Annotated in this window: 14 protein-coding genes; 7 read left to right on the forward strand and 7 right to left on the reverse strand. The window is 41.2% G+C overall.

The annotated features are described in order from the left end of the window. Positions 1–57 precede the first annotated feature (57 nt). Positions 58–450, reverse strand: coding sequence for a DUF2111 domain-containing protein (locus tag ACPK8D_RS09180; protein WP_424717551.1), 393 nt, complete (start codon positions 448–450; stop codon positions 58–60). A 114-nt stretch (positions 451–564) separates the two neighbouring features. After that, positions 565–1,227: a DUF166 domain-containing protein gene (locus ACPK8D_RS09185; protein WP_424717552.1), complete on the reverse strand. Its 663-nt coding sequence runs from the start codon at positions 1,225–1,227 to the stop codon at positions 565–567. A 176-nt stretch (positions 1,228–1,403) separates the two neighbouring features. On the opposite strand from ACPK8D_RS09185, the gene tmk reads away from it, so the two are divergent. Next, positions 1,404–2,021, forward strand: a complete 618-nt coding sequence (gene tmk, locus ACPK8D_RS09190) for a dTMP kinase (RefSeq protein WP_424717553.1) — start codon at positions 1,404–1,406, stop codon at positions 2,019–2,021. A 42-nt stretch (positions 2,022–2,063) separates the two neighbouring features. Here tmk and ACPK8D_RS09195 read toward each other — a convergent pair whose 3' ends face one another. Then, positions 2,064–2,324 (reverse strand): hypothetical protein, encoded by a 261-nt coding sequence (locus ACPK8D_RS09195; RefSeq protein ID WP_424717554.1) that lies wholly within the window; start codon positions 2,322–2,324, stop codon positions 2,064–2,066. Between the two features lie 115 nt (positions 2,325–2,439). After that, positions 2,440–3,174 carry a HisA/HisF-related TIM barrel protein gene (locus tag ACPK8D_RS09200; RefSeq protein WP_424717555.1) on the reverse strand — a complete coding sequence of 245 codons (735 nt, stop codon included), beginning with the start codon at positions 3,172–3,174 and terminating at the stop codon, positions 2,440–2,442. A 111-nt stretch (positions 3,175–3,285) separates the two neighbouring features. On the opposite strand from ACPK8D_RS09200, the gene ACPK8D_RS09205 reads away from it, so the two are divergent. The 3 genes from ACPK8D_RS09205 (at position 3,286) to ACPK8D_RS09215 (ending at position 4,766) form a co-directional block, all read left to right on the forward strand. Then, complete coding sequence (locus tag ACPK8D_RS09205) at positions 3,286–3,990, forward strand: (5-formylfuran-3-yl)methyl phosphate synthase (RefSeq protein WP_424717556.1); 705 nt, start codon at positions 3,286–3,288, stop codon at positions 3,988–3,990. 97 nt (positions 3,991–4,087) lie between these two features. After that, a complete protein-coding gene (locus tag ACPK8D_RS09210) occupies positions 4,088–4,618 on the forward strand; it encodes a metal-dependent hydrolase (protein ID WP_424717557.1) in 531 nt (176 codons plus the stop codon). 19 nt (positions 4,619–4,637) lie between these two features. After that, positions 4,638–4,766: a hypothetical protein gene (locus tag ACPK8D_RS09215; protein ID WP_424717558.1), complete on the forward strand. Its 129-nt coding sequence runs from the start codon at positions 4,638–4,640 to the stop codon at positions 4,764–4,766. A gap of 16 nt (positions 4,767–4,782) precedes the next feature. Here the strand turns inward: ACPK8D_RS09215 and ACPK8D_RS09220 are convergent, their stop codons facing one another. After that, positions 4,783–6,582 (reverse strand): hypothetical protein, encoded by a 1,800-nt coding sequence (locus ACPK8D_RS09220; RefSeq protein WP_424717559.1) that lies wholly within the window; start codon positions 6,580–6,582, stop codon positions 4,783–4,785. Between the two features lie 1,030 nt (positions 6,583–7,612). Here ACPK8D_RS09220 and ACPK8D_RS09225 point away from each other — a divergent pair. Further along, complete coding sequence (locus ACPK8D_RS09225) at positions 7,613–8,929, forward strand: DEAD/DEAH box helicase (RefSeq protein ID WP_424717560.1); 1,317 nt, start codon at positions 7,613–7,615, stop codon at positions 8,927–8,929. Positions 8,930–9,057: 128 nt separating this feature from the next. Here ACPK8D_RS09225 and ACPK8D_RS09230 read toward each other — a convergent pair whose 3' ends face one another. Continuing rightward, positions 9,058–9,951, reverse strand: a complete 894-nt coding sequence (locus ACPK8D_RS09230; RefSeq protein ID WP_424717561.1) for a polysaccharide deacetylase family protein — start codon at positions 9,949–9,951, stop codon at positions 9,058–9,060. A gap of 1,186 nt (positions 9,952–11,137) precedes the next feature. Between ACPK8D_RS09230 and ACPK8D_RS09235 the strand changes: the two genes are divergently transcribed. Next, on the forward strand, positions 11,138–12,088 hold the full coding sequence (locus tag ACPK8D_RS09235; protein WP_424717562.1) for a disaggregatase related repeat-containing protein: 951 nt from the start codon (positions 11,138–11,140) through the stop codon (positions 12,086–12,088). Between the two features lie 555 nt (positions 12,089–12,643). Then, positions 12,644–14,257 (forward strand): right-handed parallel beta-helix repeat-containing protein, encoded by a 1,614-nt coding sequence (locus ACPK8D_RS09240; protein WP_424717563.1) that lies wholly within the window; start codon positions 12,644–12,646, stop codon positions 14,255–14,257. 98 nt (positions 14,258–14,355) lie between these two features. On the opposite strand, the gene ACPK8D_RS09245 is transcribed toward ACPK8D_RS09240, so the two are convergent. Then, a complete protein-coding gene (locus ACPK8D_RS09245; protein ID WP_424717564.1) occupies positions 14,356–14,739 on the reverse strand; it encodes a serine O-acetyltransferase in 384 nt (127 codons plus the stop codon). Positions 14,740–14,861: the final 122 nt, after the last annotated feature.

Raw genomic sequence — 14,861 nt, forward strand, 5'->3', positions numbered from 1 at the left:
CAACAACTACTTTTTTTCAATTCATCTTCCAATATCCGGCCGTTATTTTAACAGCTTTTATTTCTTTGCATCTTCAACTTCTTGCAGTACCGATGTGTACTCCTGAAAGACCGAAGGGAGGTCTATAGTAGCCAGTATGTCCACAATCCCGAGAGCTGCAATAACTTTCCCGTCTTTAGAGCGAATGGGAGCAACAACCACATGTTTTCCCCTGTATACGCCTTCTGTAGGAACTTCGTGGGCAACTTTGTTTGTTTTCAATACTTTTTCAAGCACAGGCCCTGTGTAGTCCCTGTCAAGGATTTCCCCTTTTTCAAGGCGAAGCCCTTTTCGTTTGAGACTGCGAATGGTCGTAGGAAGTCCAATGACCGAATGCACCGCAACTGCTAGTGACTCAAGTTCTTCGGGCCCTGAATCTTCTGAGATAGATAGGGAAGTAATCTCTTTCACCCCCGTAAATAACTGGATACCAGGCAGGACAAGAAGTAAGGGCTTTTCAAAAACGAAAAGCTGGGTCCCACTTTCCGGTCATATTTAGAATATATTTTTTCAAAGAATATATAATCATTCCTCATTCTCAAGAGCTTTTATGAATGCCTGTTTATGCAGTTCCCCTGACTCATGGATTCCTCCAAGGTCTCCGCGTGCCGCCCTACAAGGGTGATGCTGGATATACAGCCCGGCTCTGGGGGGTGCGTCTTTTACCGGCATTCCAACGATCTCTTTTGCCATATGCCAGGTACTCCCGCATGGAGCTCCTCTTATTACCTCCACCTTGGCAATTTTTCCGTCTTTTGTCTTTATTTTCAATATAGGAGACCCAAAAATATCCGTAAATGGCCTGTTGAAAGCGTTGGGCTCAAGGCTGCAGCAGATCTCATCTACCTCGATATCCATGCCTGAAAGTTCGGAGAGCTTCTTGAGTTCGGGGACTGAAGCCCTGGATGGCCCACCTGGAACTATAAGGGAGCGCACCCCAGCCTCTGCCGCAAGCCTTGCAATTGCAGATGTCAGATCCGGATGCAGAGAATAAGTAATTATAATTTCGGCAGAGAAAATACGTTTGTCGAAATTAATATTTTCCAGAAATTCATCAGGCTCTTCAATAAACACAGGCACGAATTCAGGCAGATCAGCAGTCACGATTGAAAAATCGCTGTGCTCTTTCACAGTGTCAATCAAGCGGTGCCCGTATTTGCCCCGCGTAATAACTCCTATTACAGTCATTACTCTAAGTTATTTTTAATATTGCATAAATAGATGCTTATTTTATCTGGGGTTCCTGCCCTGACTCGCCAGTTATACATGGAATTGGGATCTTATTATGAGTCCGGAAAGCCTGTAGAGTATAAATACAGATAATGCGTTTCACTAAAAATCTCTAAAGAAAAAAGACGGTACTTATGAGAGGGAAACTGATTACACTTGAGGGCATTGACGGCTCGGGCAAAAGCACGGTTGCGGAAAAGCTTCGGAAAAATCCTGAAATTAAGGCCTTTGGGCCTGTTTTCACCAGAGAACCGACAAGAGGCACTCTGACTGGAGATGCCGTGGAAAAAGCCATCCAGTCGGATACCGACCAGCTTGCCGAGCTCTTCCTTTTTACAGCTGACCATGCCGAACATCTGGCAAAACTTGTAAAGCCTGCGCTTGAAAATGGAAAAATTGTAATTTCTGACCGCTATTCCGACAGCCGATATGCTTACCAGGGCGTAACCCTGAAAACCCGCCTGGAAAATCCTATTGAATGGGTAAAGAATCTGCACCGAGGCTGGACCATTGTTCCGGATCTGACCATTCTTTTTGATATCGTGCCCGAAGTTTCAATTGAGCGCTGTGGGAAACGAGGAGAGCAAAGCAAGTTTGAAAAATTAGAGCTCTTACGGGGAGTCAGGGAGATTTTTCTAAGGGTTGCGGCAGAAGATCCTGAACGTTTTATTATAATAGATGCTTCCCGCTCTCCTGAATACATAGAAAAGGAAGTCGCCAAAAAAGTACTGGAGTTCCTGAACAGGAACTGACCAGATACAGAGATATAAAATTAAATCCGAGAGTATATTCTTTTAGAGCCCATTATCGTCAGCAAATTTGATCAGGGCTTCTCCTAACATCCTGACATGGGTCGGGTTAAGGTTGAACCTTGATTTTTTTACGCCACCCCGTTCCTTTGCGAGTTCGACATATTCCTTCTCAAAGCGGTCGCTGTGTGCAAGGGAGATCGTCATATACCAGCCGCCTCCCATCTTAATTTCCACATATCCGTCTCCGCTTTTCTCCTCAGTGTTTTCTTCAATGTTCTCTTCAGACGTATCTTTCTTTACCATACTGTAACCTCACAATCTCCTGGTTTTAAGTGGAATCTGCTGTTCGAATACAAAGATACTCGATTATATACAAGACATATAAGGGCTGAAATAAAAAGCATTCCCAATAGTCTGGTTATTTTTTATTATCCGATTTAAGCCCTGCACTCAGCACGGCTGGAGGAACCAGTCCCGAATGAACGGCAGTAGCAACCAGGGCTCCTTTTATCCCGAGCTTATCAAGAGTAAAAAGATCCTCCATATCCTTGACACCTCCTGCAAGGAGCACACTGTGCCTGGAACATTCAACCAGTTTTCGAAGAAACTCAGGATCAAAACCTGAGGCTGTCCCAACGCGGTCAAGGTCAAGGAAAATAAGGTCTTTTAAGGGAAAATTATTTAACAATTTTACGATTTCAAAAGGGGATTCAGGAAGTTCCGGGTCCTTTTTAAGGACTTTACCATGCTTTAGATCAATGCTGACACTGATCCTTCCAGGGTTTCCAGAAGCTGCATCCTTTATTGCCGAAAGCATACCTGTCTCTGTACCTATTACAGCGGCCCCTGCAATGGAAAGGGCCTTATCCACATCCTGTGGAGATGAGATGCCGAAATCAAGCATTGTGTCCGCCCTTAAACTTACCTCCCTGATTACTCCGGCATTAGTTTCGAGAGGGCCTCTGCCCTGAAGCATATTAAGGTCGGCAATATAGACTTCCCTGGGATGCAGGAGTTCAACTATCTCCACGGGGTCCGAGTTGCTACATATAGTACTTGAATCTGAAACCGGACGGTATTTTTCCCTGACACCGCCCTTTGCAAGAACTACGCTACGGTTAAATAGATCCATCACAAAAATTACTCGGAACATACTTATTCAATAGCTGCATCATCCTATAAAAAAATATAAAATAAAGAGTATTGTATAAAAAGAATAATATTCATGGTAAGATCCAATTCGATGTTTAGTTAGAGGATTTTTATGAAACTGCTTGTAAGTCCAATCAATAGAGAGGAAGCAATTATTGCTTCCAGAGGCGGCGCAGACATTGTGGATGTCAAAAACCCCAAAGAAGGTTCACTTGGTGCGAATTTCCCGTGGATAATAAGGGATGTAAAAGAAGCTGTAGACGGCAGACAGCCTATAAGCGCGACCATAGGAGATTTTAATTACAAACCGGGAACTGCTTCCCTTGCAGCATTCGGGGCAGCAGTTGCAGGAGCAGATTACATTAAAGTTGGCCTTTACGATATCCAGACTGAAGACCAGGCCTTTGAACTCCTCACAAAAATAACACGAGCTGTAAAGGATTATGACCCGACAAAGAAAGTCGTTGCCTCGGGATATTCGGACTACAAGCGCATCAATTCAATTTCTCCACTGTTGCTTCCTTCAATCGCCGCAGAAGCTGGGGTAGATGTAGTAATGGTTGATACGGCAATCAAGGATGGAAAATCTACCTTTGAATTCATGGATGAGAAAGAACTTAAAAGATTTACTGACCTTGCCCATGAGTACGGACTTGAAAACGCAATTGCCGGTTCCCTGAGATTTGAGGATCTTCCGATGCTTGAAAGGATAGGGCCGGATATTATCGGTGTCCGGGGTATGGTCTGCGGAGGAGACAGAAGAACTACAATCCGGCAGGAACTGGTAGAAAAACTTGTAGCTGAATGTCAGGCGTGAGGAGTCCGGTTTGATATAAAACTGGAAGTTTGTGCCGGCAGGTTATCGGGCAGGCCGGCCGCAAAATAATTATAAACAAATAACTATTTTTAGTCTGATGTTTATTTTCGGACATATTGGGATTACCCTGGGAATTTTTTATTTACTCAGCCGCTTATCCTCAAAAAATAACTTCTGGATAAACGTTCCGTGGATTGTAATCGGGGCGCTCCTTCCGGATATTATCGATAAACCTCTCGGCAGGATTATCCTTGCCGAAACTATAGGAAGCGGACGTATTTTTGCGCATACCTTACTTTTTGGCTTTCTACTGGGCCTGGCAGGGTATTATCTATACAGCCAGCAGAAACCCGAACTCCTGGTTATTGCAGGAGCATCCTTTTGCCACATTCTTGAAGACCAGATATGGAATACCCCTGAAGTGTTTTTCTGGCCTCTCTTTGGCTGGGGATTTCCAGAAGACACAATTTCAGGAAGCTTTATTGAGTATCTGATGATAATTTTCAGTAGATCGTATGACCCAGAATTTACGGAAGTTTTTATCTCAGAAATTATAGGGTTGATTATAATTGTGCTTCTTACTGGCAAATACATTCAAAAAAAGATGAAAGAGAAATCTATAGTTTAATGATAAAAAAGAGAATTCTATGATAGTAATAAAAGAAAAAAGAGAAAAATTTAACTTCAGGGTGGGAAGTCGCCTCCTTAAAAAAGAGAAAAAAAATTTAATTCTAAGGAGGGAAGTCTCCTTCTTCAAAAGCCTGACTTCCAGATGAAACCGGGGAGGAGAGCTCACGGAATATGTTCATAAATTTCTATATTAAGGGAATCATAGATCTTGTACACAGGATAATCGGTCTGAGCCTTCAGGGTATTTTCGCCGGTAGAAACTGACGCTTCATCAGATCCCTGCGCCCTGGCATTCAAAGCCTCTGAGAAGGTAGTTTCGACAACATAGAAAGGTTGGTTTTCTGCTATTTTTTCCACAGGTCTACCGCTATCAGGATCATTTTTGGGGGCGTAAAGAGGTTTTTGAGAGCCTTCGGCAAATTCATTCGGCAGACTCGTATTACTGCTAAGGATGCCTGGAAGGGTACTGCTTCCATCCTTATCTACGGAAGACATGATATATGGATAATTTTCTCTTACCGTGGATAGCCACTGAATTCCTTCTGCCTCATTTTGTGAAATCGCTTCCGAAGCTCCACCTGTATAAGGCGAACTGAAGCAGGTGAAGAACCCCAGTGTCCAGAGCAGACAAAGAACCAGAACTGCAGAGCCAAGGCCAAGAGTATACCCTTTTCTAAGAAAAATAATGTAAAGGGAATACCCTAACAAAGGAATCTGAGCAAAAATAATGAAGCTCAAGTTTGCAAACCTATCTGGAGGGTATGGAATGAAGGGGTTTAAAAGGAAAGCAAGCTCCAGGAAAAAGGTTGCGATATAGAGTGCCAGGAAGCGGGGATACCTGCGAATAAAATGGTGGCAAAACCTTTTACGATTCTGCCATACGATTACGGAATTGATAAGAATTAAAATTAAAGGAATAAAGTACTTGCCGTAATAGAGATTTAAGAGATGGGCGAACTCGAGAAACCCGTTTTCCGTTCCTGGTACCGTGGAAAGTCCTGCAGCAACTAGCATTTTAGCGCGCAAGATAAGGTCCGAAGTAAAGGTATCGAAAAACTGAGGAGCATATTTCGCACAGAGCAGAAAGCCTCCCGAGGTAAATGACAGGAAGATGAATACAGGCACCTTTTTTCCTGCAGAGTGGGAGATACCAGGGAAGAGAAAGTTGAGACTCAGGATTTTACGGAGAAATCCGGGCTTCAGTACTTTGCTTGAGAAGGTAAGGAGCAGGGAGAAACAAACAAGATATGCAAAAATAAAAGGATGTGCTAAAGGAATCAAAGGCATCATAAAAAGAAGGCAAACAGCCATTGCCTTCTTTTTATCCGAAAGCGCGCTTCTCAGCACAAAAAGGTAGAGAGGTACCAGGCAAAAGGTCAGGTAACAAGAAACGGCTGAAGTCTGGAAATGCCCAAAGTAAGGAATCATCGAGGAGAGAAAGGCTACTGAGACTAATTTTTCCCTGCTCATAAAAATCCGATAGAATAGGAACATTCCAGCAATGAACATGATTGAAAAAAATACTGGCAAAAAGTAGGAAAGTGCCGGCGTGTCAAGGCCTGAGACCTGAGCCAGGGCTGAAACGAACAGAGGGCCCGTCGGAGAAAGATTGGAAAAGCCTGAAATATTACAAAGTGGACTCTGCCCTGCAAGTCCTATGTACGAAAATTTATCTCCCCTGCCTATTGAGACATAGCCAAGCATATGAGGAGTGATCAGCACCACTGTGTGGACGAGAAACAATATTAGAACTGCAATTATTTTCCTGTATGCCAGGAGCAGAACGCAGGCTGAAAGGTAACAAAGGAGCAGAGTAAGGTAAAAGTGGAAAGGAAGCTGCTCATAAATATTGGCTGTATACCCTTCGGGCTGAATTCCCCTGAGAATAAAGAGACTGTAAACCAGTAGTAACAGAGAAATTGAGGTTATAAGATTTAATATGTTATTAGTGATTTTAGACAATGTGTCCCCCATCCTTTTTGAAAGTTACAGAGTCCAGTTTCGCACCTGAATATGAACTATCCCTGAGACCGTGGTTTCACTATTAAAGAGTTTTCTTTTAAAGGCAGCACCCAGGCCCAAAAATTTTAGTTCGTAAGATTTTTTATTTGTCCTCTTTCTTATTTTCTTATATCCAATCGGCCCAACAAATAATTAATGGTTGTGCCCTCAGTGCAGTTTGATATACCTGCCTCAACCTAATTAATGTTTTCATGGGTTAAAAATTTTCAACAATTAAAGGCTTTCGGGTACTATACCGTTGTCCAGAAATTTTAGCGTTTCTGTCGCAATGACTCACGGCATATCAAGTTATATCCCTCTTGAATACAAATCCTGCTGAGATTAATACAATACGATTTTAGCCTTACGGAGTGATCATTGAGCTATCCAGATTCGTTTATGATTCCTGACAGCAGCTGGATGATCCCTCACTGTTCCTTCAGGAGAAAACAAGTATTAAATCAGAATAATAAGTTGTTCCTCAGAGAATAGGTGGAATGAGAGAAATTACTGATGACTGCACCATAAAGCAGCGCAACCAGGCTTATAATTAGAATGCATTGAAGTAGTTCTCAAGCATCAAAATTCAGGAAATAAGCATCTTATAAACTGTTATATCGTTTGTTATAATATTCTTCATTATAGTATCAATCATTATAGTATCAATCATTATTATCCACTATACTATCTATCAGATCATATTTCTCATACTTCTGAGAATGAGTATGAAACTTTCTATAAAGATTCGATAGCTAAACGGTTAGCTTGCCTGGGGGAGAAGTAAATGAAAATAAAAAACAAGCTGTACCTGCTATTTGAGATTTTGTTTTTCAATTTATTTTCCACGTTTCAGATGAAATTGGCAAATCTGCAAGGAGATGCGGAAAAAAGTCTCAAAGTTATTAGGAGTCAGTTCAGCAAATACTTCGATTACGGGGGAAATATCCGGTGCATTCAAAGCGATAAATGAGATTAAGGGAGGAAATTAAAGATGACAGGTTCAGGGTTTAAAGAGTTAAATTTATCAAAAGAAATAGAAATGGCAATCGAGGATATGGGTTTTGAAGAAACTACTACGATTCAGGCTCAGTCCATTCCTTATATGTTGCAGGGAAGAGATGTAATTGGGCAGGCTCCAACAGGGACAGGTAAAACTGCAGCATTTGGAATTTCGGTTCTAGAGGGTATAGACCCGAAGAATAAGGCATTACAGGCTGTAATTCTATGTCCTACAAGAGAGCTCGCGATTCAGGTAGCAGGAGAGCTCAAAAAGATTTCAAAATATAAGAAGGATATAGAGATCTTACCCATTTACGGCGGGCAGCCTATAGACCGGCAGATTAAAGCTTTAAAGAAAGGTGCACAGATCATTACCGGAACCCCCGGACGCGTTATGGACCATCTGGACCGGCGCACTTTGAAAATGGAGAGTGTAAAATTCATCATACTGGATGAAGCCGATGAAATGCTGGACATGGGGTTTAGAGAAGATATCGAGACTATTATCAAGAAAATTCCTGAGAAAAGGCAAACCATTCTTTTCTCTGCAACCATGCCTAAATCTATTCTGGATTTGACAAAAAGATATCAGAAAAACCCGCAGTTGATAAAACTGGTACATAAGGAAGTGACCGTTCCCAATGTAGAGCAGTTTTATTTTGAAGTCAAACAGCAGGCAAAAACCGAGGCTCTTGCCCGCTTAATTGATTATTACAATTTGAAATTATCAGTGGTATTTTGTAATACGAAAAAACGTGTGGACGAATTGGTTGAGGACCTGCTGACAAGAGGATATCTGGCTGATGGCCTTCACGGAGATATGCAACAGAAGCAAAGGGATATTGTCATGTCCAGGTTCAGAAAGAACGAGATTGAAATTCTGGTAGCAACCGACGTGGCAGCTCGAGGAATCGATGTAGGAGATGTCGAGGCTGTTTTTAATTATGATATACCTACGGATGATGAATATTACGTACATCGAATCGGAAGAACAGCCAGGGCAGGAAAAGCCGGGCTTGCGTTCACTTTTGTTATCGGCAAGGAAGCATATCGAATAAAGCAGATACAGCAATTTACAAAAACTAAAATTAAAGCTCAAAGAATTCCTTCAATCAGTGACGTTGAAGAAATCAGAACAAACATGGTTTTAGAAAATGTTAAAGAAGTTGTCGATGCAGGGCACCTGGGGGAGTATAGTAGCCTGGTCGAAAAACTAATTGAGGAAGAATACACTTATGTAGATGTGGCTGCCGCTTTGTTAAAAATCGCGCTTGAAAAAGAGAGCAAAGAGATGTCAGCAAAGGGTTAATTTTACAGCTAACGGGAGTGAAATCCTCCTTCCTTTTTTTCTTTCGAATTATAGGGCAATGAGTCCGGGAAGAACTTCTTTCATGATCTGCTAGTTTCGACTATAAACTAGAAGGCCTTTCTAAACTATTATATTCCTGGATAATCCCTCAAGCACAATTTTTTGACACTATTCAGATTTTGTAAAATATGACGAATTCTACGTTCTACAAACCTTCCTTTCATGCACCAGTAAAATGGCCTGTTGTTCCCTATTGAAGGAAATCTGGCACATGAAATATCAAGCGGGTGGAAATAGAAGATAGTATGTCCTCTTTTAAGACTCTGGATAAGCCCATTCAATACTAGAGGAGCTCCCAGAAAGCGGAGTATTGGGCCACCAGATGCCGGAATTTTCAGTACGTTTTGATAATAGGCCCAGGGAAACTCAATAAAGTTTCTATCGTCGCCTGCTTCAAGCCCGTTTTCTATGGGATAATAAGGAGAAGAAGAAACGGTCTTAAGGGACGAATCCGTTTTATTATAAAGAGAATTTACGGATACTGAGGAGTCATATCTGAACCCGATTCGTTCCAGTGAATCCAGCATCCAGCCGCCTACCAGGGCATTTGGTGCCCTGTAACCTATTATTCTTTCCCCGCTAATTTTTTCCAGAGTTTTTTTTGCAAAAAAAGTTTTCTGCTCGAATTCCTCGCTACTCATTAATCGTTCCTTCGTCTCCGGATTGATTTTGCAGGCGTGATGCAGGCCATGGCATGCAAGTTCATGTCCTCTTTCCGCAACTGACTCGACAAGCCCAGGATAATGTTCTACAATATCCGCAACTATAAAGAAAGTAGCAGTCACGTTGAACTCATCGAGAATATCCAGTACCCTGTTTGTAGGTTCAGTCAGGAAATCGTACTTGCCTTCCCATTTTTCAAAGAATTCGCTCACACTCCTGTAAACGGCATAAGGAGAACCGCAGACTGAAGGAATATGATACCAATCCTCAAGATCAACTGTAACCGAAAAACTACCCATCTCAAGACCCCCCCGTGCTACCAACGAGCTTATGTCCACATAATAAGTTCCTGACCCGTACTGAAATTACATGGGAATGGAATAATGCAAATTTCCACTTAGTGAAAAACTTACTATTTAGTGGAGGTCATAAGAGTATAAAAAATTTTTTAGTGCCTCAACTAAAATAAAATATATGAAATAAGCCTGAAAAAATATTTTTTGTGTAAACACTGAAAACTTAATTACGAACTAAAAGACAATGGATAGATATAAATACAGGATTGTTAAGGCAAGTTGCCCTGTCAGACAATCTGGAGAGATTTTTCTGAGACTTGAGGAGGGAATCCGGAATCTCTCAATGGATTGCTTGATAAATGCAGGAAGCTTGCAGAAACAGTCAGAAATGCCTTGCGCAAATCTGGCTCCTTATAGCTATGTAGAACAACCGATTACGTAAGTTGATTAGTTGGCATCGCTGGCTGGAGAAAAGCTCTTTAAATATATCTTAACTTTTCATACGAAAAACGGTAAGTGTAGGTTGAAACATTTTTGACTCCGTTACCAGAATAGTTTGAATTCTAGAATACTCTTTCGAAATCCTGCTGTCGAATCCCCTGAAAAACCTGCATTGGTATTAAATAATCAGGGGCTGTTTAAATTTATTTACTAAAATACCAAAAATATTTTATAATAAGATGAATAAATCCTGGATGTCGACCCAGAGCCAACAGTGCGAATGAGAAGTTTTAAAAAGGAAAGTTGACCTGCCTAAAGCCGCAGTTAATTAAGCCGGAGGGCTTGACCAGAGGAGATACTGTCCTGTGGTCAGTAGCAAATCTTGATTTGTTGAAGCCAAAACTTCTAATTTCTGGCCACTCCCAGTGACTGATCTTATAAAGTGATTGGAGAGTGGGGACTCTGTGTAGAGCGTGTCCGCCCCACTAAATCGCAGAGAACCGAATTGGATAGGTTCGAAAAATATTACGCAGACGTAATCGGAATCATACCCGCATAGAGCCGACCTGATCAGGGAATTATTTTGAAGAATTCGAAAATCCCTACCTGATTAGATTAGTTCGGAAAAGAAAGTATTACGAGTACGTAATATGGAATTTTGAGAAATATTTGGGAAAAAAGTAGACCTTACAGTATAAGATTTTGAGCAGGCTTAGATCCCTATAAAATCCAACCCAAAGGTGATACGATGCTAAAAAGACAGCCAGGAACCTTATTCCTGGTGGCATGCCTTATTTTAACAACCTTACCGACTGCGTTAGGCGCCCCGAGTGCACCAGTCGTATATGTTTCAGAAGAACATACAGCCGTAACTGACGAGGGAATAATTAACGATACTATTTTAATGGATTCTACTGAGCAGGAAATCGAAGCCGAAAATGCAGCAGTGGGCAACGACCAGATAAATTCTGACGAGATTTATCTTTATGACGCAGCTGTAACAGAAACTGTGCCTGAAGAAGGCTTCGAAAACGAAAATGACCAGATAAATTCTGATGAGATTTATCTTGATGACACAGCTGTAACAGAGACCATGCCTGAAGAAGGCTTCGAAAGCGAAAATGCAGCAAGTTCCGTTGTGGACAACCGCCTTAGAGAAGCTTCCCCCAATACTGTATACAAAGAAAAGTCCTATCTTGACATTGGAGATAGGCCTGGAATAGGAAAGTATAGAGAACTGCTTCTATTTGACCTTAGTGAGTATAGCGATGCTGAAAATATTAGCAGCGCTACCCTTTCCCTTTACTGGTTCTATCCTGATGGAAAGGAAAGGCCCAGAGACACAATCATTGAGGTGTACAGACCTGCTGCTGCCTGGAATCCTGAGAATGTGACCTGGAACAACAGGGATATCGACGTTTTATGGATCCAGCCCGGAGGAGATTGGTTCGACAGGAATAGGGTATCTCAGGGAGACGACCCCTATGCTACGATAACCCTGAAAGCCGGTGACCTGCCAGATAATCGATACTATGAGCTGGACGTAACCGATCTCGTAAAAGAGTATGTAAGTAGCAGGTACGAAAACACGGGCTTCCTGATCAAGACACGTACCGAAAGCGCAGATTACGTGGCATTCTACAGCAGCGATACTGAGAAAGAAGAGCAGCGCCCGAAACTGAACATTGAAGAAACCTGAAGGTTTTTAGCGTCAGGGAGAGAATTCTAACAGGTTGAAGGTATTAAAAGCTCTAAAAAAGGCTTATACCCAAAACCTCCAAATTTTATAGGAAGTTTTAAATATAAGGAAACCGGACTTAAAATTTCCTGACATCTTTAACCAGAAGTTGTATACCTGGATAGCTTTTAACTTCTTTATTCTTCGGAGGCCTTTTATAAAATGCAGCTACTTTTTCTGTCATTGTCTTCTTTGAATTGAGCAGTTTAGTATTATATTCCGGGTTTAGCCCGAGGACCCAATTGTCTTGAAAGCTGAAATTTTTTTATATATTAAATCAATTAAAGAAATTTTAAGCACATAAACTTTTTGTATACTGCCGCAATCAATGAATATTGTCTTTATACGTTCCGGTGGCTTTAAAAAAGGAACTGGTAAAAGTTTACTTCAGTTAACCGCATAAATCATAAAATAAAAAGAAATGCTAATCTGTCCCAAAGTTTAACGGATAATACTCCCTGCAGATAGCTTTTTTCATGCCTGGAGATTTACAACTAAAAAGTACAGGGATAAAAAATGAACGGAAAAGATCTGAGATACAGATGGCAAAACAGGAAAAAAACGGGAGTGTACCTTGCAATTTTAATTTTTCTGATTGCAATGGGAACAACCGCCCTTTCCACCACATCGCCCAATACAACTGTTTATATTACTGCCGATGGGAGAGGGAATTTTAACTGCGATGGAAGTGACGACCAGGTAGAAATAAACAAAGCTCTTGCATATGTTGCTGAAAACCCTCAGTTCACGACCGTTCATCTAAAGGGTCCCAATACATACGTCATTTCAGATAGTATTTTAATTGGAAGCAATACCGTTCTGGAAGGAGATCCTACAGCCGTAATTAAACTTAAAAATGAAGCGGACTGGCCAAGGGATAAACCTCTGATTACGCAGATGGACAGTGCCGGAAACCATAATATCATTATAAAAGAATTTGAAATCAACGGAAACCATAACAACAACCAAGAAAAAAAGAGAGGAGAAGGATATTACAATCAGATCCATTTCTTAAATTCCAGCAACATTCAGGTTCACTCTATGTACATGCATAACGGGCATGGAGACGGACTGAAGATAGAAAGAAGCTCCGATATCCAGTTTTACAATAACCGGGTATATAAATTGGGGCATGATGGTCTTTATGCCATTGACTGCCAGAACGTAGAGGCCTGGAATAACACAATAACTTGCAGGACTAACAGCGCCCTTAGAATCTGGAACTCAAACCATATAAAGTTCCATGATAATGTAATCGATTCTTTCTACCACTGGAGTGCAGGCGGGCCTGGCATCCAGATTCAGAAAACAACAGGCGTGATGAACGATATAGAGGTGTATAATAATACAATCCATAATACCTATGGACCAGGGATCTGGCTGTTGGGCTATGGTGATTCTTACCCCAGGGAAGAGGCACAGGACGTATATATTCATCACAATACCTTCTACAGCACCGGTACGAACCCAAGCATAGATTGGGTAGGAGGTATAGTAACGAGTGGATTTTACAATACCCTCATTGAAAATAACGTATTTGATGGTACGTATCATGCTGCAGTTATCCATATGTATCCTACGGGCTATTCTACTGATCTTTCACCCAAAGACACAGGATATGCCACGATTGTCCGCAATAATATTATTGTAAATACTCTGCAACGCACAAAAGACCCGAGCGGAACAGGACACGGAGTTATTAACTATCTGTCTGGAACACATACTTTTGTGCTGGAAAATAACTGCCTCTACAATAATATAGCAGGAGACTACAGGAGTGCCAGGTCAACAAGCGATATCCATGCGAACCCTCACTTTGCAAACCGGAAAAATCATGATTATCACCTTAAATCAACAGGTGGAAGATGGAATGGAAAAACCTGGGTAAAGGATCTTGTAAGCTCTCCCTGCATTGATGCTGGTTATCCGGACTCTGATTATTTAAAGGAGCCCGAAGACAATGGAGGAAGGATCAACATAGGCAGATATGGAAACACCGAATATGCCTCGATCTCAGGTAACATGCCCGGCTATGTTGTATGGTGGAACCAGATATTTTCACCAGAATGGAAAATTTTCAGGTTTTTGCTGAGGATATTTTTTTTATTCTGCTTTAATATAACATATTAAAGCTTCTTCAACTCACTTTTTAACAAAATCCCCGCTAACTAGAAAAGTATTAGAATAAATGATTTAGTGTTCATCCACCGAAAGGCTGTTTATCAGAATCAAAGGCTATCTTTAACAATTTGCGTAGCAGTGACTATAATGTTATCTGTTCCTTTTGCATTTATTTTTTTAGCAGGAATGCCGGCAATTGAAATGCCTTTTTCATAAAACGATTTGTTTACAACTGAGTTTGCCCCAATTGCAATGTTATCGGCAATTACTATATCTCCGAAAATTTTGGCACCTGGCCCGATATATACGTTATTTCCAATTTGTGGCGCCGAAACATCATCTCTGTTAGATCCTATATTGGTACAGGCATGTATTCTGCAATTTTCACCGACTCTGGCGTTTTTATTTATAACGATAGTTCCTCTATGGGCAATACACAACCCCGGGCCAAAGACATTTATAGGAATGCTGAACCCTAGATGGACACTCATCGTGTAAAACCTGAATAATATATATTTGAGATAGAATTTGGAAATTAGAGATTTCTTGCAGTTATTATAGTATTCAACCTTTCTTAGTAATCTCTGAAATTTCCATATGTCGTCACCGATTA

The sequence above is a fragment of the Methanosarcina sp. genome, assembly GCF_049706645.1.
In the GTDB taxonomy this organism is placed as follows: Archaea; Halobacteriota; Methanosarcinia; order Methanosarcinales; family Methanosarcinaceae; genus Methanosarcina.

Coding starts and splice junctions, on each gene's coding strand:
- ACPK8D_RS09185 (WP_424717552.1), bottom strand. CDS start 1,227: ATGACTGTAATAGGAGTTATTACGCGGGGCAAATACGGGCACCGCTTG.
- tmk (WP_424717553.1), top strand. CDS start 1,404: ATGAGAGGGAAACTGATTACACTTGAGGGCATTGACGGCTCGGGCAAA.
- ACPK8D_RS09195 (WP_424717554.1), bottom strand. CDS start 2,324: ATGGTAAAGAAAGATACGTCTGAAGAGAACATTGAAGAAAACACTGAG.
- ACPK8D_RS09200 (WP_424717555.1), bottom strand. CDS start 3,174: ATGTTCCGAGTAATTTTTGTGATGGATCTATTTAACCGTAGCGTAGTT.
- ACPK8D_RS09205 (WP_424717556.1), top strand. CDS start 3,286: ATGAAACTGCTTGTAAGTCCAATCAATAGAGAGGAAGCAATTATTGCT.
- ACPK8D_RS09210 (WP_424717557.1), top strand. CDS start 4,088: ATGTTTATTTTCGGACATATTGGGATTACCCTGGGAATTTTTTATTTA.
- ACPK8D_RS09215 (WP_424717558.1), top strand. CDS start 4,638: ATGATAGTAATAAAAGAAAAAAGAGAAAAATTTAACTTCAGGGTGGGA.
- ACPK8D_RS09225 (WP_424717560.1), top strand. CDS start 7,613: ATGACAGGTTCAGGGTTTAAAGAGTTAAATTTATCAAAAGAAATAGAA.
- ACPK8D_RS09230 (WP_424717561.1), bottom strand. CDS start 9,951: ATGGGTAGTTTTTCGGTTACAGTTGATCTTGAGGATTGGTATCATATT.
- ACPK8D_RS09235 (WP_424717562.1), top strand. CDS start 11,138: ATGCTAAAAAGACAGCCAGGAACCTTATTCCTGGTGGCATGCCTTATT.
- ACPK8D_RS09240 (WP_424717563.1), top strand. CDS start 12,644: ATGAACGGAAAAGATCTGAGATACAGATGGCAAAACAGGAAAAAAACG.
- ACPK8D_RS09245 (WP_424717564.1), bottom strand. CDS start 14,739: ATGAGTGTCCATCTAGGGTTCAGCATTCCTATAAATGTCTTTGGCCCG.